At 33.8% G+C, this 17,925-nt stretch carries 14 protein-coding genes; 2 read left to right on the forward strand and 12 right to left on the reverse strand.

Going from position 1 to position 17,925, the window contains the following annotated elements; genetic code table 11:
* Positions 1–157 precede the first annotated feature (157 nt).
* Positions 158–1,393, forward strand: coding sequence for an MFS transporter (locus DWY01_RS04075; RefSeq protein ID WP_117993458.1), 1,236 nt, complete (start codon positions 158–160; stop codon positions 1,391–1,393).
* A gap of 37 nt (positions 1,394–1,430) precedes the next feature.
* Here the strand turns inward: DWY01_RS04075 and DWY01_RS04080 are convergent, their stop codons facing one another.
* The 3 genes from DWY01_RS04080 to DWY01_RS04090 all read right to left on the reverse strand — a co-directional run bounded on the left by DWY01_RS04080 (position 1,431) and on the right by DWY01_RS04090 (position 5,887).
* Positions 1,431–2,387, reverse strand: coding sequence for a helix-turn-helix domain-containing protein (locus DWY01_RS04080; protein ID WP_117993461.1), 957 nt, complete (start codon positions 2,385–2,387; stop codon positions 1,431–1,433).
* A gap of 125 nt (positions 2,388–2,512) precedes the next feature.
* On the reverse strand, positions 2,513–5,587 hold the full coding sequence (locus tag DWY01_RS04085; protein ID WP_117993466.1) for an ATP-binding protein: 3,075 nt from the start codon (positions 5,585–5,587) through the stop codon (positions 2,513–2,515).
* Between the two features lie 75 nt (positions 5,588–5,662).
* Positions 5,663–5,887, reverse strand: a complete 225-nt coding sequence (locus DWY01_RS04090) for a DUF3955 domain-containing protein (protein WP_117993470.1) — start codon at positions 5,885–5,887, stop codon at positions 5,663–5,665.
* Between the two features lie 127 nt (positions 5,888–6,014).
* Between DWY01_RS04090 and DWY01_RS04095 the strand changes: the two genes are divergently transcribed.
* Complete coding sequence (locus DWY01_RS04095) at positions 6,015–6,239, forward strand: Lar family restriction alleviation protein (RefSeq protein WP_117571665.1); 225 nt, start codon at positions 6,015–6,017, stop codon at positions 6,237–6,239.
* Positions 6,240–6,270: 31 nt separating this feature from the next.
* Here the strand turns inward: DWY01_RS04095 and DWY01_RS04100 are convergent, their stop codons facing one another.
* The 9 genes from DWY01_RS04100 to polA form a co-directional block, all read right to left on the reverse strand.
* Positions 6,271–7,638 carry an MATE family efflux transporter gene (locus tag DWY01_RS04100; protein WP_117993474.1) on the reverse strand — a complete coding sequence of 456 codons (1,368 nt, stop codon included), beginning with the start codon at positions 7,636–7,638 and terminating at the stop codon, positions 6,271–6,273.
* 43 nt (positions 7,639–7,681) lie between these two features.
* Positions 7,682–8,950 carry a UDP-N-acetylglucosamine 1-carboxyvinyltransferase gene (locus DWY01_RS04105; protein WP_117993478.1) on the reverse strand — a complete coding sequence of 423 codons (1,269 nt, stop codon included), beginning with the start codon at positions 8,948–8,950 and terminating at the stop codon, positions 7,682–7,684.
* Between the two features lie 90 nt (positions 8,951–9,040).
* Positions 9,041–10,894: a S9 family peptidase gene (locus tag DWY01_RS04110; RefSeq protein ID WP_117993481.1), complete on the reverse strand. Its 1,854-nt coding sequence runs from the start codon at positions 10,892–10,894 to the stop codon at positions 9,041–9,043.
* 61 nt (positions 10,895–10,955) lie between these two features.
* Complete coding sequence (gene fba, locus DWY01_RS04115; RefSeq protein ID WP_117993485.1) at positions 10,956–11,825, reverse strand: class II fructose-1,6-bisphosphate aldolase; 870 nt, start codon at positions 11,823–11,825, stop codon at positions 10,956–10,958.
* 78 nt (positions 11,826–11,903) lie between these two features.
* Positions 11,904–12,806 carry an ATP-binding protein gene (locus DWY01_RS04120; RefSeq protein WP_117993490.1) on the reverse strand — a complete coding sequence of 301 codons (903 nt, stop codon included), beginning with the start codon at positions 12,804–12,806 and terminating at the stop codon, positions 11,904–11,906.
* Positions 12,806–13,939, reverse strand: coding sequence for a DnaD domain protein (locus tag DWY01_RS04125; protein ID WP_117993493.1), 1,134 nt, complete (start codon positions 13,937–13,939; stop codon positions 12,806–12,808). The genes DWY01_RS04120 and DWY01_RS04125 overlap by 1 nt, the downstream gene beginning before the upstream one ends.
* On the reverse strand, positions 13,929–14,534 hold the full coding sequence (gene coaE / locus DWY01_RS04130) for a dephospho-CoA kinase (protein ID WP_117993497.1): 606 nt from the start codon (positions 14,532–14,534) through the stop codon (positions 13,929–13,931). The genes DWY01_RS04125 and coaE overlap by 11 nt, the downstream gene beginning before the upstream one ends.
* Positions 14,507–15,328, reverse strand: a complete 822-nt coding sequence (gene mutM, locus DWY01_RS04135) for a bifunctional DNA-formamidopyrimidine glycosylase/DNA-(apurinic or apyrimidinic site) lyase (RefSeq protein WP_117993501.1) — start codon at positions 15,326–15,328, stop codon at positions 14,507–14,509. The genes coaE and mutM overlap by 28 nt, the downstream gene beginning before the upstream one ends.
* The gene (polA, locus tag DWY01_RS04140; protein ID WP_117993505.1) at positions 15,328–17,904 is read right to left on the reverse strand and encodes a DNA polymerase I; all 2,577 of its coding nucleotides are present in this window, start codon (positions 17,902–17,904) and stop codon (positions 15,328–15,330) included. The genes mutM and polA overlap by 1 nt, the downstream gene beginning before the upstream one ends.
* Between the last annotated feature and the right edge of the window lie 21 nt (positions 17,905–17,925).

The raw sequence follows: 17,925 nt of genomic DNA on the forward strand, positions 1-17,925 counted from the left end.
TTTTCATGTATTCAAATGAAAATAACGACAACTTATAAAATATGTTCACTTTGTTGTAGATTATTCGTCCTAAAACATATATCATTAAATTAACAAATAGTTAACAAGTTCAATACACAGGATTGTTATAATTATTTTTGGAAAGTTGGTAAATCAAATGAAAAACAAATTAACAAAACTTGAATTCAAGTGGATTTGTTACGACATGGGAAACTCTGCCTTTATTTTATTAGTCGCAACAATTCTTCCTATTTATTTTAATTATCTTTCAAGCTCACAAGGTGTAGCTGAACACAACTACTTAAGTTATTGGAGCTATGCAGCCAGTCTTTCAACATTGATTGTTGCACTTGCTGGTCCAATCCTAGGAACATTAGCTGATTATAAAGATCACAAGAAAAAAATCTTCTTAACAACCGCAATGCTTGGAGCATTAGCCCTTGCATGCTTCTGGATTCCTAGTTCTTGGTTTGCGTTTCTAGTACTATTTATAGCTGCAAAGGTTGCTTACTCATTATCTTTGATAGTATACGATTCAATGTTAACGGACATCACTACAGAAAATAGAATGGATGCTGTGAGTTCCAAAGGATATGCTTGGGGATATATTGGTAGTGTTGTTCCATTTATTATTAGTTTAGTCTTTGTATTAATGTATGACAAAATGGGCATGACATTAAAGACAGCTATGATGATTGCCTTTATTTTAAATGCTGTGTGGTGGATTGCCTTTACACTTCCTTTAGTAAAAAGCTACAAACAAAAATACTATATTGAACCAGAAGCACATCCGGCTTTGGATACTTTTACTCGTTTAAAAGACACTTTAATGAAGGCAAAGGAACAAAAGAAAGTCTTCTTATTCCTACTAGCATTCTTCTTCTATATTGATGGTGTTTATACCATCATTGATATGGCTACCGCATATGGTACAAGTTTAGGATTAAATACAACTGGACTTCTATTAGCCTTATTGTTGACACAAATTGTTGCCTTCCCTGCAAGTTTAACATTTGCGGTATTATCGAAAACAAAAAACACAGCTTCATTAATTAAAGTCGCAATCATCGCATACTTCTTAATTGCCTTATTTGCCGTACAATTGGATAAGCAATGGGAATTCTGGGTATTAGCAGTTGCGGTTGGATGTTTCCAAGGTGGTATTCAAGCTTTATCTAGATCATACTTCGCAAAAATCATTCCAGAAAATGCCAGCGGTGAATACTTCGGACTATTCGATATCTGTGGTAAAGGCGCTAGCTTTTTAGGAACTATGCTGATTGGTGTTGTAACACAAATTACAGGTAAACAAAACTTAGGTGTTGCCGCTCTCTCTATCATGTTTGTGGTTGGATATTTCATTTTCAATAAAGTCTCTAAAATGGACGACTAAAAAAATGGACTGTACTTCAAAAGTACAGCCTTTTCTTTTAATCCACTTTCATTACCATTTTTACAATTCCATACATTGCAGCATATAAGACGGCAGCAACCGGCCAGATTATATAGGTTAAATCCCATTGCTTAGTCCATAAGCTCCAACCAAGATAAACAGCTGTTACAAGACACCAATATGCACCTGTGAATGTTTCAGTTTTCTTCTTTGCGAGCTTTTCTTTTTTCGTATAATCACCTTCTTGCAGCAATGTATCATAGCTACTTTTTATCGTAGAAACACGAATTAGAATATTCACGCCAATGGAAACCAAAATTAGTAATACAGCTAAACATAATGTACACACATAATCAGATGCTTCCATGCAACCTGCAATGATCAACGGAATTACCGATAGGATACATAGAACAACACCGCATGCTAGACAGAAAGAATAATGTTCTTGATAGTTTTGATTCTTTTCTTTGACAAATCCTGTTACACCATATTCTGTTTCAAAGGGTTCTTGTTCCAAATATTGCAAAGGACTCAATTTAATTCCTGTTTTAATGAAGATAAATACTGCAAGTGCAACCATACCTAATAATGTGGTACACGCAATACCAATAGTTAAGCCATTATTGAAAGTTGAAACTAAGAACAAAGGAATTGGACTTAGGATACATAATGTTGTCGCATTCGCAAGCATAGGTGCTGCTTTTTTCTTTTCATCCATATATGCATTTGCTTCTTCCATACTCACACGATGTAATTCACAATCTGTATCGCATATTGTCTCTGTATTTTCTTTTTCGATTTCATCTTTTAACAAGTAATCTGTACTCACTCCAAATAAGTCAGCCAACTGAATGATCTTTTTTAAATCTGGAATAGCTCCTGCACTTTCCCACTTTGAAACGGATTGTCTAGATACACCTAGTTTTTGTGCAAGATCTTCTTGTGTCCACCCATTCTTCTTTCTTTCTTCAATTATTTTATCGGCTAGAATCATAGTTCTTCCTCCTTAGCCAAAGTCTACTAAAATTTGCGGTTGCATTCCACCAACCTGGCTTGTCAATTTATCAATTATCAGTTGCATAGTACTAGAAAAGACTTGAATTCAAATCAAGTCTTTATCTATGCCACATATTTTCTTAATACATGATTAAGTTTTTGTTCATCAATTGGTTTTGAGATTGAATCATTCATAATCGTTTGATCAATTGTATATTCTGATTGTGCACTCATTGCGACAATTGGAATGGATGGATTGATTTTTCGAATGCATTTAGCCGCTTCATCCCCATTCATTTTTGGCATCATAATATCCATCAAAATCAAAGAATACTTATTTGGTTCTTCCTTAACTTTTTCTACAGCATCTATACCATTCCATGCCTTATCTACATTGGCATGTACGGCATTCAAATAAAACTCAGCCACTTCCATATTGATTTCATTATCTTCTACTAAAAGAATTCTTTTATCCTTTAAATCCAATTTTGAAGTATCTTGTTTTTCTTTTTTAGAATTATCCAATTGGTAAGTAAGAACGACCTTAATTTGTGTACCTACTCCAACTTCACTTTTTACTTCAATACTTCCACCAAGCTTATCCACTAAGCCCTTCACAATCGACATACCTAAGCCAGTGCCTTCATACCTAGTTCTAGCATCTTGTTTAGCTTGTGAAAAAGGCGTAAACAAATGATTTTCAATATAATCTTCACTCATACCAATTCCTGTGTCTTTGATTTCAAACTCAAATGTAGCTTGTGAATTATCACTAGACACTTCTCGAACAAATGCATCAATCGTACCATTCGGTTTGTTGTACTTTATCGCATTCGTTAATAGATTTACAAGAATTCGTCTTAGTTGCAGTGCATCTCCAATTAAATGTGTATGCATTATATTATTCATATGCTTGTGATATGTAATATTTTGAAGCGATACTTGGGCATCAATCAAACTATTCATTTCTTCAACCAAATGATTTAGATCAAATGGCTCATTCACAATTTCCATATGGTTTGATTCTAATTTCGACATATTTAAAACATCTTCTACCAATTCATTTAAGTGTTTCGTCAAAATCTCCATCTTATTTAAAGAATCATCCAATTTATCCATATCACCCCAGTTTTTGCGAATAATTTGCATCATTCCTAAGATACCATTGATTGGTGTACGAATATCATGGCTCATGCGATTCATAAAATCTGTTTTAGCTTTACTTTCTAAATCTGCTTTTTGATATGCCAATTGAAGTTGTTTCTTTTCTCTATCATCCTTTTCGTGGAATGCAGATGTATTTCTAAATAGTATAATTGCTCGAACAATCATACGTTCATTTTGTATGTCCACATCATAAATTACATCTTCACTCATCAATATCATTTCTTGAACCCAGATTACACGATCATCTGGCATTTGAATTTGATATTCAACCGTAACATGTTTATCCCCAGCCTTATAGCGATCCAATAAGCTTTGACACGATTCTACGATTCCAAAACTTCCCAAACAATCTTTTAACACTTTATATTTCCATTGTTTAAAATATGCTTCATATGCACAAGGCAACACTGGTTTTCTATCCTCTGCCATATATTTATCATAAATACCATCTATCTGATTCTGTGTTAAGTTTACAGAAAAGATAGATTGTGCCATATTCATTAAAGCTTCAATATAGTTCGCATTTTCTAAGATAGATTGTTTCAATTGATCATAATAACGCATCAATTGTTTCTTTTCATCCATTTCTATTGTGTCATAATATATTTTGAAGCCTAGCACAAAATGATGAAGATTATTTTTTTCATCACCATCTAAATAGACTGCTATGATTTTCCCTTTTACTTGCGTATCTTTAATTTGATGACAATACGGAATCTCTAATACTGGATTTTCTTTTGTAAGTTTCTGATTTAAATAATCCAGTTGTAGCACATGACGATACTCTTTTTTCTGATTCTCTTCAAACAACTCATTTAAAACTTGTTCGATTGCACCTGAATAACTGCCATCCTCTGCTAAGAAAAAGGAATAGCTGGCACGCAAAGTAAAATACGCATCTGTTTGAGCATCACAATAGATACAATCTGAAAAATGATACCCTTTATCTTTTAATTGTTGTATAACACACAGAATCAAATTCCGTTTCTCTGTAGCCTCTTTGATTTTTGCCTGGTTTTTATCAATATACATATTTTTATCCGCCTGACAAAATAATTCACGCATTGTAAATCCTGAAAAATCATTTGAATATGCATAACCTGCTGCAAAGCTTAATGGTATTTCCGAACCGTTTTCACATACTCTTTTAACACTTTCTAGATTCCTTGTTACATCTTCTTTCGTCACATCTTTGAAGAAGGCAATAAATTCATCTCCGCCATAACGACCCACAAATTGATTCACATCAACACCTTTACGTAAGCATTTCGCAAAAGAGTTAATATATAGATCTCCTCGTTCGTGTCCTTGTTGGTTGTTGATGATTCTTAGATTATTTAAATCAAATACGCAAATTGCTGTATATGGTTCAACTTCTAAAGTTAAAATCTCTTCACATTTATTTTTATTTGGCAAACCTGTTGCCTCATCTAAATACACCTTATTCTTGAGCTCACGATTGATTTTCGCATAACGCAAAGCCTTAAGTAGTTCATACAAAATCATAAAAACGAGAATCACAATATCAATAACTGTCAGCACTTCAAATTGTTTCAGCCTTGTCGCAATTCTTTGCGCATAAGACTCTGCAAGACCTGTAGCCACATCACATAAGTTAAAAAATATTTCACTCTTTTGAATAATATTCGTATTCGCATAGCCAACTTGACGAACAAGATAGATTTCCTGCTTTAAAGAATCATAATATGTATCCAATTCTTTCATCTTCATTTGAAATGCCTTGTCATCTAGTGAAACCAAATTTAATTCATCACTTCCAAAACGAAGACCTTTAATATATTCATCCACATCGGCAATCATTTCCTCCTGTGGCATGCCTGCATCTTCTAGCTTAATAATTCGTTGTGTCTTTCCACGTACTAAACCTGCATAATTGACAACACGAGCCGTTCCTTGAATGCGTGATACCATTAATATGATGATTAAAATAAGCACTATTAAAAGACTGGTTAAAACAGTCATTGTAAAGCGTACTATTTTTGAAATATGTTTCCTTCGTTTAGCTATCATACAACACTTCCTTATATTTATTGTATTAAGAAAAAGAAATTATCACAAGAAAGATAAGAAAAAAGGATAAACAAATTAAGATTTATTCATCCTTCGATTGATCCATATTACAATCCTTATACCTATGCCAACACACAATAAAGCTAATCCTATCAGCATTAAAGTAGTACCATCATGCATTAATCCATCATCACCTACGTATGCGTTTATTCTTTCCTTTAGCAGCAAAAACACAATTCCTGCAATCAAAAAAAGATTCGCAATAAACGTTGGTGTAAATACACGTTCCTTTTGATTCATAATAACATCCCCTTATTATTACCGATGTATTATATCATTTCATTCCTTTATTAAACCTTAAATTTCTCTTAACTTTCTAAGCATTTGATTGTACAATAGATAAGAATAAAAAGAAGGAAGGATTCTTATGCAAAATATTGATGAATTAGTTGATCTACATGAATGCCCTCTATGTGAAGGTGGTTCGATTTTAGAAGAAGAAGGAAACGGATTCTATGCACAATGTATGGATTGTGGCTGCTATACAGTTCATGTTGATTATAAAAACGAAGAAGACCGTTTAGAAGCTGCTAAAAGAGCTGCTGAATTATTTAATACAGGTAAAGTATTAAAATCAAATCCTGGTGAATAAGAAAATGAGTGGAAAAAGTCCACTCAATTTTTTATTTAATTGAATTTTGATCTAACCACTTACCTCGAACCATACGAATAAAGAATATAATACCTCTAAATACCAGCTCGAAAGTCATTGTAACCCATACACCAATAACACCATATCGTTTTGTGAAGATGATAATTGGTAAAACACGCATACCCCACATACTTAATGCATTCAGAGCAAAAGGACGTTTACTATCTCCAGCCCCACGCAAAGCCCCCATAACTACAATACTAATCGCAAACAATGGTTCTGAAAAAGAAACAATTCTTAAACATTCACTAGCTCCACTAATGACTTCTTGACTGTTTGTAAGGGTAGAGGCTAAAAATGGCGCAAACGCAAACATAATAACACTCATAAATATGACAAGGACAAAAGATAATAAAGTTGTTAAATACGCAAAACGTTTAGCCATATCCTTTCGATTTGCTCCTATACTTTGTCCAACCAATGTCGTAGCAGCACCACCAATACCGTAGGCCGGTAAATAACATAAGCCTTCAGCTGAAACAGCTACATAATTAATGGCCACACTAACAGCTCCCATACTTGAAACAACACCTGTCATAACAACTTGAGCTAAAGAAAGTGTGATTCTTTCCAATCCTGCTGGTATCGAAAGATTGACTACATTTTTTAATATATTTCTATCCAATTTCCAAGATTCATCACCCAAAAGACGCAAAGATTTTTCTTTTTTCACTACAATATACATTAAAATAAAACCTACAACCAATTGTGCCATTCCTGTTCCTAATGCAGCACCGGCAACACCTAAATTTAGTATATAAATAAAGAAATAGTTAAAAATAACATCAAATACACACATTGAAATATTCATAAGACTAGGAAGCACAGCATTTCCAGAACATCTAAGCATGCTTGAATGGAGCATTGCCATCATATTAAATGGAATAAAAGCCCCCACAATTGCCAAATATAAAGTAGCATCCCTGCATATTGATGGGTCTGCTCCTAATAAAGTAGGCAAATAAAAACTGGCCCCAACTACAATCAACGCCATAAACAAGCCAAAAAGAATATTAAAAATAATAGATTGGCAAACAACTTGTCTTGCCAGTTTATCTTTACCCGCACCTAAATATTGAGCAACCTGCACCGAAAAGCCTAAAACAGCAGCTGTACATATACCGCCAAACAACCATGTCGTACTGGCAACAACTCCAATAGCTGCCGTAGCTTTATAACCAAGTGATCCAACCATTGCCGTATCAATATAGCTCATAGCCGTTCCAACTAATTGTTCTAATATTGCTGGTACCGATAAAAAAATGACAATTTTTAATTGATCTTTAAATTCTATTTTGTGATTTTCACGCATCTGCTGCGTTATTTCCAACATATTCATAAAGAAATTATACTAAGAAAAAAGATGTATGTCACCATACATCTTAATCTTCCACATCTTCACGCCACATTTTGGCTCCTAAATGAGCTAACTTTCCATCTAAGTTATCATATCCACGATCAATGTGATAAATATCATGAATTTCTGTCACACCATCCGCCATTAAGGCCGCAATCACAAGTCCTGCGCCACAACGAAGATCTGTTGCCGTAACCTTAGAACCATGTAACTTAGTTTTTCCATTAATAAAAGCGCTAGGCGTATGTACATCAATATCTGCACCCATTTTATTTAGTTCTGCACAATGCTTAAATCGTTCCGTATAAATCGTTTCTGTGACTACTGACTGTCCTTCACATTGTGTTAATAAAACTGTAAATGGTTGTTGCACATCTGTCGCAAAGCCTGGATATGGCTTAGTCAAAATTTCTGTACGCTTTAATGGCTTATCTGTTTTAAACACATGAATAAAGTCAGAACCTACTTCCATATTGATTCCTACTTCTTGAAGCTTCATCACAATGGCTTCCAAGTGTTGAGGAATAATATTTTCAATACGCATATCATTTGCCATTGCAGCTGCCATAATCACATAAGTAGCTGCTTCAATTCGATCCGGAATGATTTCATGAATACAACCTTTTAAATAATCAACACCATCAATTACTAACGTGCTTGTCCCCATACCATGAATTCTAGCCCCCATTTTATTTAATAAAGTGGCAATATCAATGATTTCAGGTTCACGAGCTGCATTTTCAATAACAGTTCTTCCTTTTGCGTAAACAGCTGCCATCATAATATTAATAGTAGCCCCTACACTTGAGATATCCAAGAAAATATTAGTTCCTTTTAATTCTTTCGCATCTAATATATAACATCCATTTTCATATTGAATATTTGCACCCAATGCTTCAAAACCCTTTAAATGTAAATCAATAGGTCTAGGACCTAAGTAACATCCACCTGGCATTTTAATTTCTGCATGTCCAAATTTTCCAAGTAAAGCTCCCATGAAATAATAGCTTGCTCTCAATTTAGAAACTGCTTTTGATACCATAGGAATATTTTCCATATGAGTAGGATCTATATATAATGTTTCTTCATCTCGTTTTTCAACATAAACACCAAGTTCATTCAATAAAACGATTAAAGACTGTACATCCGAAATATTAGGTACACCATAAATTGTTACAGGCTCATTTCCTAAAACGCATGCTGGAATTAAAGCCACAGTTGCATTCTTTGAACCACTAATACGAACTGTTCCATTTAAATGATGTCCACCTTCAATTTTAATGACTTTTTCCATTCATTTTCCCCCATTTCAAGGTAATGCCTATCTATTATAGCCTATTCAATCCGGATAATCTAGAAAAATATTGTAAATTACAAATGCTACCTATTTTAAATGTTGCTCCATCCAATTGGTAATTTCATTTAAACGACGTAAACGATGTTGAGGAAGGCCTGTACGTGATAAATCATGATTTTCACCATGGAACAAGCACATACGTGCTTCAATATTCTGATCTAATAAAGCATTCAACATTTGTAGACCTTCACAAAGTGGACAACGATAGTCTTCATCTGAGTGAATAAATAAAGTTGGTGTTTTTACATTACGAGCATATTTTAATGGAGAATGCCACCATAATTTTTCTTGATTGTCATAATATGTAGCCGATTGTTGATCTTGTGCAAAGTATGGTCCAATATCACTTGTTTGAGAGAATGAAATCCAGTTGGCAATACTTCTCTGGCTTGCAGCACACGCAAAACGATTTGTATGACCAATAATCCAGTTTGTCATAAATCCACCATAGCTACCACCAGTAACGCCGACTTTACTAGCATCAATTTGTGGATATGTTTCTAATACTTTATCTGTGAACTGCATCAATTCATCATAATCAATCGTTCCATATTTTCCACGAATATCCATAAATTCGTTTCCACGTCCATCAGAACCATGAATATTACAGAAGAAGACAAAATATCCTTTACTAGCCCATACTTGCATTTCATGGTAGAACACCTTGCCATATACAGTTTTAGGTCCTCCATGAATATCTAAGATAGCTGGATATTTTTTAGTTTCATCATAATCCTTTGGCAATAATACCCATCCTGTTAAATCTTCACCAAAATTCACTTCCACAGGATCTGCTACATATGTATCTTCCATTTTATTAAAATCAGATAATTGAATAGCTTTTCCATCAACCACCTTATATAGTTGTTGAAGACTAGCAACATGAGCTCCAATAAAATACAATGTGTCATCTTCAAATGCGAAAGCTTGAATTGTACCTGGCCATTCAAATACCAAGTCAATCTTTCCATTTTCTAATTTATATAGGTTGTTGTGATCATAAATTGTAGAAACAAAATACAAAGCATCTTTATTTACTAAAATCGCATTACCTGCAACCAAAGCACAATCTGTACCTACACTGTTTCCAACACATTCTTGCCAATCCGCAATCAAATTAAAGTCTTGATCAAAGAATTTTGGATTCTCATTTAAGCCATATTTTTCATGTGTACTTGCGACAAGAACCATTTTACCATTCACAAAATCAAAGTTTTGAATACTTCTTTCCTTAGCATCCACAACAGTACTTACTGCACCATCATATTTATAAACATCTTCATATAAAGCTTGTTTTCTTGTCCAATTTTGACCTGTATAATACAAAGCACCATCATGAATCTTAGCATTCGATACATCAAATGTACCTTCTGTAACACAAACAAGTTCTTTCGTATCTAAATTATATGTATATAAATGACTACGATGTTTATTTGTGATTCCCTGACCATTCATATAGAAAGGAATTTCATCAAATACTTCATAATCACTTTCTTCTTCAACTAACTTTTCCTTAGTTAACAATACAAGTGTCTTCTCATTTAAATAGCCCAATACATTCATTCCTGGTTTATCAAAACGAGCAATTTCTTTAGCCTCTCCACCATTAAGTGATAAACGATATAGAGAAGTGGATTTTTCAATATTTTTACGATTTCCACAGAATAGAATCGAATTCTCATTTTCAATATAAAAACTTCCTTCTTTTCCAAAAGAAGTTAAATCATATACTTTATCATCCTTTACACACTTTAAAGTATATTCATAAGCATTGTCTTTTTCGGCTGCTACTCCATCAACAAAGACTTTTACGCCATCCTTCACTTTTAAATTTCCATAAAAGTGATAAGACAATAAATCATTAATTTCAACAGACTTCATGTTTTCCCCTCCAATTATACAAAAAGCAGGCTTAAAAGCCTGCTTTATTTAAAAACTTTAATTATTCAGCTTTTCCAGCAGAACCAAAGAAGTTTTCCATCATTTCTTTACATAATGCAGTGATTGCATCAGCACCTGGTTTTAATAATTTACGTGGATCATATCCTTTTCCTTCTTGGTCTTTTCCAGCTTCGATGTATTTACGAGTTGCTTCAGCAAATACTAATTGGCATTCAGTATTAACGTTAACTTTAGAAACACCTAATGTGATAGCTTTTTGAACTTGTTCACGAGGGATTCCTGAACCACCGTGTAATACTAATGGTTTACCATTTGTAACATTTTGGATTTCTTCTAAACGATCAAAGTTCAATCCAGCCCAGTTTGCAGGATATTTACCGTGGATATTTCCGATACCAGCTGCTAAGAAGTCTACGCCTAATTCAGCGATAGTTTTACATTCTTTAGGGTCAGCTAATTCACCAGCAGATATGACACCATCTTCTTCTCCACCGATTCCACCAACTTCACATTCAATTGATAATCCTTTTGAGTGTGCTAAGGCGATCATTTCTTTTGATTTTTCTAAGTTTTCTTCGAATGCATAGTGAGAACCATCGAACATTACAGAAGTGAACCCTGCTTCGATAGCAGCTTTAGCTCCTTCATATGAACCGTGGTCCAAGTGTAAAGCTACAGGAACTGTAATTCCCATTGCATCGTGGATTTCTTTTACCATAGCAGCAACTGTTTTGAAACCACACATATATTTAGCAGCACCTTCAGATACTCCTAACATAACTGGTGATTTTGCTTCTTCAGCAGCAGCTAAGATAGCTTTTGTCCATTCTAAGTTATTGATGTTGAAAGCACCAATTGCATAGTGACCTTCGTGAGCTTTGTTGATCATTTCAGTAGCAGATACTAACATTACTCTATTCCTCCTTTAAACATTTCTGTCATAACTATTCTACTCCATTACGTCTAATTTGAAAAGTGAAATTATTAACTAACGGCGTGATTTTCCAGATAATTGCACTGGTTTAGACAATGTCCGAATTCTTTCTAAAATTCTCAGACTCGCAATTGTATTATTTGGCTTATTCACAAGACGATACTGCTGCTCTAATTCTTCCATAGAATAATTTGATGTAAAATATGTTTTCATTTGTTTATTCATACGCTCATCCAAGACTGGAAGTAAAATTTCATCACGTGTCCACTGTGTAATGCTCTCAGCTCCAATATCATCTAAAACAAGCACATCACTATAACGCAAATGATTCATCACTCTTTGACGATATTCATTATCTGTCATAAATTGCTTTAATTCCTGAATCAATAAAGGAACTTGAACAAATGATACAGTCTTATTTGTCTTAGCATAGTAATTACAGATACCCTTCATCAAATAAGATTTACCTGTTCCTGGATTTCCATACAGATATACACCTTGATTTAGTGGAATACTACTCACACTTTGATTGTATGCAAGTCCATACTCCTTTTCTTTTGCAGCACTCATAAAGGAATCGTCATTTAAATCAATCAAATAATCGTTTAAAGACATATGCGAAAAGCGAAATTTACTTTGATGAGCCAGCTGCTGATCTCTTTTTTGTTCATACTGACAAGAAGCGTAGTATTCATTTAAAAAGCCTGAATCATCTATTTTTAATTTTGTTGCCTTTCCACGAATCTTCTGCGCGCAATAATCCAGTCCCTTACAGTTTCTGCAGGTATTAATACTTCTTAGCCACTGCAATAAAACTCCACTGTTTTCGTCCACAAAAGATGCATCTAAGTGATTTTGTTTTAAAAATATTTGAATCAATTCATTTTCTTTTAAACGAGCAATATTTTGTTGTCTTTCCAACACTTGTTCCTCTGATAGCTTAATATTAAAATTCACTACAATTTACCTTCTTTCAACATCTTTTGCAGCTCAAGCATCTCCTGCTGAATTTGACTGTCAGACTTATCCTCTTTTTGCGTATAAAATTTGTCATCTAATACAACATTTTCAATCTTTTTCTCTTTTCGATTCTCAACCGAACCTTGATTGATAATTTCAAGAGCTCTCTTTCTAGAATCAACATGAAGTCGTACCCAGCTTGCCGCCACCTTTTCCACATAGTTTCTAGAGAACTGCTGATGTGTTTGCTGCAAAGTATACTCAATTAGTGTATTTACAACTTCTACAGGAAATTGGAATTCTGTACACAATCGCTCAATCAATGCTTGATCCGACTTCACTACTGGAATTCCATTTTGTTTATTCTGTAAAAATTTCACCGGTGACATTTGATATGGATCCTTGTTTATTTTTACAACTTTTCGATTGCCCATAACCATATTCTTTAATTTTTCTAAATCAAATACATGCGTTGAAGGATTGATACTTCTTTGCACATATTTACGCATATCCTTTGCATCAATACCATATATTTTTGCCATTTCAGCAATGCGATCCAAGTTTTCCTTTGTACGATAGCGAACCGGAATCACTCGATCCATCCCCTTAAAAAGAGTCGCAAAGTCAAAATCATATTTTTGTTTCATTGATGGCTTTACTTTCTCATAAGCAATTTCCTTCGATTCATTCCAAGCATCTAGTCTAGATACATCCAAAGGACTCTCCACCTTTGTATAGTCTGAAGGAACGGATACATCTTTTTGTAGCATCATTTTGACTTTGTCGAAGCAATTTACACCAACGCTTGCTAAATACAATCTTGAGTATGCGTCATGACACAAAAATTTATTTGGCATCAATGGGGCATATAAGAAAATCAACATTTCTTCTTCATGAATATAGGTTTCAATCAAATGATACTGCTCTAAATGATTTCGAGCTCTGTCCAACTGTGCTTCATTCATACTGAGCATAAGGTATAAATCTTCAAGCTCAATTTTATTTTGTATGGCACTCAAAAATTCATATAAACAAACCGAGCTTTTCCCTATTAAAGGACCATATAATAAGCTTAAAGATTGTCTTTGTTCACTCGATAAATGTTCTATGCAACGCACTTCAATTCTCATGCGAATTCTCCTCTTTCAATGCATCTTCAATCTGCATATGTAATTGCTCTACCGTAGAATTGTTACGTAAAATGATATTACTCTGAGCCATTTTCTTTTCTGGATTCATTTGTGACGTAAGTCTTGCCAAAGCCTGCTCTCGCGTAAAATTGCGATATGTACATAAGCGTGATAGTGCCACATCCAAATCTGCAACAACACACCAAATTGAATCAAAATGTTTTTGTGCAGATATTTCAAACAACAAGGGCATTTCCACAAAAACAATCGATTTATCTTGATTTTGAATCCATTCATGCATTTTTTCAAATATTAACGGGTGAAGAATGGCTTCCACACGTTTGCGATTCTGCTCACTAGAAAACATATACGAAGCTAAGCTTTCCTTAATAATCTGTCCCTGTGAATCCAATTCGACAATATTCATTTCTTTTAGTTTCTGATAACCTAAATTTCCTTTTTTTAATAAATCTGCATTCACTTGATCACAATCTAGAACCGGATACTTATTCCTTAAATATCTGGCAATCTCACTTTTTCCCGATCCCATTGATCCCGTAATTCCAATTACTTTCTTTTCTGACAATTTGGACATAAATAAGTCCCCCTTTGTGATACAGTTATTTTCTTTATATTTTGATGACACACTTTACATTGTATTTGATTATGCACCTTTAAATGCAACTGAAAACGCCCTGTCACACCTAAGCTTGAAGTATAAGAACGAATTGTAGTTCCTCCAAAACGTGTTGCTCCTTGTAAGATTCGTTTTGTTGCGAATACAATTCTTTCACAATCCTTCTTTGATAACTTTGATGCACGACTCCTTGGATCTAAGCCTACTTCAAAGCATATTTCATCTGCATAAATATTTCCAATGCTCGCCATAATCGACTGATCCAACAAACATGACTTTAGATTTCGTTTTAATGAATGAACACAATTATAGAAATACATTCCATTTACTCTTTCATCCATATAGTCATAGCCAACATTTTTGAAACAATCATAAGAATGAATATCTTCCTTCTTGGGATATAAATACATTCTTCCAAACTTTCTTGTATCATGATAAGACATATATTTTTCATTACTTAACTGAAATACTAGATGAATATGTTTATCTTTGCAAAGCTTATCATAAAGATAAAACTTACCTTCCATACGTAAATGAACGATTAAATCATAATCATCTAATCCAAAAATCAAGTATTTTCCAAGACGTGAAAATGTATGAAAGGCTTGTCCTTTCAATTGCTTCTTAAAAGCCTCAACTTCAACATTATCAATTATTTTCGGATAATATACAAATATGTCATTGATAACAACATCCTTAATTTGTGTTTCTAACGTACTTAAAACCGTTTGGACTTCTGGTGCTTCTGGCATTATTTTGCCTCATACCAAGATTTACCGACACTAATACTAGCCTTTAATGGAACCTTTAATTCCATTGCGTTTTCCATTGTATCTTTAACTAGATTTTGCATCAAATCCAACTCATTATCTGGCACCAAGAAAATCAATTCATCATGAATTTGAAGTAACATCTTTGATTGTACATTCGCATCCTTTAAAGCCTTATCCATTTTCAACATTGCTATTTTAATTAAATCTGCAGCACTTCCTTGAATAGGTGCATTCATGGCAGCACGCTTTCCAAATTCACGTGTCATAAAATTCTTATCGTTGATTTCAGGGATTTCTCTTCTTCGATGGAACAATGTTTCCACATATCCATTTTCCTTACAGAAATCAATCAGCTGATTCATATATTGATGAATTTTTGGATAACTATCGAAATACATCTGCATAAATTCACCCGCTTCTTTACGTGTGATATGTAATTGTGAGGATAAGCCAAATTCAGTTTGTCCATACACAATTCCAAAGTTTACAGTCTTGGCAATTCTTCTTTTTTGATCATCCACCTCTTCTGGTGTGCAACCAAAAATTAAAGTTGCAGTTTTAGTATGTATATCCAAACCTTCATTAAAAGCTCTTATCATATGATCCTCATTAGCCATATGTGCCAACATTCTTAACTCGATTTGAGAATAGTCAGCTGACAACAAGTGATATCCTTCTTGAGCCACAAACGCCTTACGAATTTCTTTTCCTAATTCATCTCGTATACTAATATTTTGTAGATTCGGATCACTGCTCGATAATCTGCCTGTTTGTGTCATAGTTTGGTTAAAGCACGTATGAATTTTTTCATCGGAACGAATATGCTTCTTTAAGCCATCAATATATGTACTCAAAACTTTTGCTATCTTACGATATTCAAGAATATCCTCAATGATTGGATGTTTTCCACGTAATTTTTCCAATACATCAGCAGAGGTTGAACGTTTTTTACCCCCACCACTTAGATTCAACTCATCAAATAAAACATTTGCCAATTGTTTAGGAGAATTAATATTAAAAATCATTCCTGCATGACCATATATTTGTTGGGCTAATTCATCTAATTTTTTATTCAATAAAACTCCATATTCATCTAAAAAACTTTCTTGAATTGAAATCCCTTCTTTTTCCATAGAAAACAAAACATGTGCAATTGGCATTTCAATATCTTCATACAAAGAAATCACATTTTGTGATTTTAAAGATGATCGAATCTCACTTCTTTTCTCAAATAGTTGCTGCGTCAAGCTATGGCAAATAGCCTTTTCTCTTGTAACACTATAAGCAGGTTCTTCTTTGGTCTTTTTTGATACATCATGAAATGATTCTGGTAAAGAAATATGAAGGGCTTCTATCAGGGCATCACTATCTGTAGCTGTTGAATTTAATAAGAAACCTGCAATGTGTAAATCATCACTAAATTCATTCCATTTAAATCCATAGCGATCTAGTAAATGCATCATCTCTTTTGTATCCCACGTAATAATTTTTTTCTTTTCCAAAAGCTTCTTAAAGTTCGCATCCTCTAATGCATTTTCTACTGAAATGTAATAAATTGTTTTATCAAGTGGAACCATAAAGCCATATAGCTTTTGATCTAAATAAGGCTCTTGGCTACATACTGGCATAATCATTACATTTTCATCTTGAATCATTTCAAAATGATCCACTTCTTTTAATGGCCATTTTTCATTTTTTGTTTGTTTTGTACGATTGACCAATGAACGCATTTCATACTTTTCATAGAATCCGTTCACTGCCTCTTGAATTCCTGAAAATTCACAATCACATAATTCAAATGGCAATTCCATTTTTGTATAGATTGTCGCAAGCTCTAAAGACATAAATGCATTGTCTTTATCCTTCTCTAATTTTTCCTTTAGCTTCCCTTTTACCTCATCAATATGTGCATATACATTTTCTACTGTCGAATATTGATTCAATAAACGCAAGGCTGTTTTTTCACCAACACCTTGAACACCAGGAATATTATCAGCTGTATCTCCCATTAAGCCTTTCATCTCAATAACTTGACTTGGAGTAATTCCATAGGTATCCAAAAGATTTTGTTCGTCCATCAAATCCATTTCACTTAAGCCCTTTTTCATTAAAAGAACATGTGTCGTTGCATCAATTAGCTGTAATAAATCTCGATCACTTGTCAATATCGTTGTTTGAACATCTTTACAGCATTTTGCCATACTACCAATAATGTCATCGGCTTCGTATCCTTCTTGTTCATAACGTTTAATACCAGCTGCATCTAAGTATTCTCTAACTATTGGAAATTGCACAATCAATTCTTCATCTAATGGCTTTCTAGTTCCTTTATATGCAGAAAATTGTTTGTGTCTGAATGTTGGCTTTCCAGCATCCCACGCAACCAATATTTCATCTGGTTCAATAATATCAATTGCTTTATTCAGCATCATCACAAAACCATAGACCGCATTGGTTGGTATACCGTTTGACGTCGTCATTCTATGTGTATATAAAGTTGCATAATATGCACGAAATAGCATGGAGTTTCCATCCAGTAATAGTAATTTTTTCATGTTGTTTACCTCTTTGTATCT

Source organism: Eubacterium sp. AF22-8LB (assembly GCF_003458715.1).
Taxonomy (GTDB): domain Bacteria; phylum Bacillota_I; class Bacilli_A; order Erysipelotrichales; family Erysipelotrichaceae; genus Holdemanella.

Coding starts and splice junctions, on each gene's coding strand:
- DWY01_RS04080 (WP_117993461.1), bottom strand. CDS start 2,387: ATGATTCTAGCCGATAAAATAATTGAAGAAAGAAAGAAGAATGGGTGG.
- coaE (WP_117993497.1), bottom strand. CDS start 14,534: ATGTCCAAATTGTCAGAAAAGAAAGTAATTGGAATTACGGGATCAATG.
- DWY01_RS04110 (WP_117993481.1), bottom strand. CDS start 10,894: ATGAAGTCTGTTGAAATTAATGATTTATTGTCTTATCACTTTTATGGA.
- mutM (WP_117993501.1), bottom strand. CDS start 15,328: ATGCCAGAAGCACCAGAAGTCCAAACGGTTTTAAGTACGTTAGAAACA.
- fba (WP_117993485.1), bottom strand. CDS start 11,825: ATGTTAGTATCTGCTACTGAAATGATCAACAAAGCTCACGAAGGTCAC.
- polA (WP_117993505.1), bottom strand. CDS start 17,904: ATGAAAAAATTACTATTACTGGATGGAAACTCCATGCTATTTCGTGCA.
- DWY01_RS04105 (WP_117993478.1), bottom strand. CDS start 8,950: ATGGAAAAAGTCATTAAAATTGAAGGTGGACATCATTTAAATGGAACA.
- DWY01_RS04085 (WP_117993466.1), bottom strand. CDS start 5,587: ATGATAGCTAAACGAAGGAAACATATTTCAAAAATAGTACGCTTTACA.
- DWY01_RS04075 (WP_117993458.1), top strand. CDS start 158: ATGAAAAACAAATTAACAAAACTTGAATTCAAGTGGATTTGTTACGAC.
- DWY01_RS04095 (WP_117571665.1), top strand. CDS start 6,015: ATGCAAAATATTGATGAATTAGTTGATCTACATGAATGCCCTCTATGT.
- DWY01_RS04125 (WP_117993493.1), bottom strand. CDS start 13,939: ATGAGAATTGAAGTGCGTTGCATAGAACATTTATCGAGTGAACAAAGA.
- DWY01_RS04100 (WP_117993474.1), bottom strand. CDS start 7,638: ATGAATATGTTGGAAATAACGCAGCAGATGCGTGAAAATCACAAAATA.
- DWY01_RS04090 (WP_117993470.1), bottom strand. CDS start 5,887: ATGAATCAAAAGGAACGTGTATTTACACCAACGTTTATTGCGAATCTT.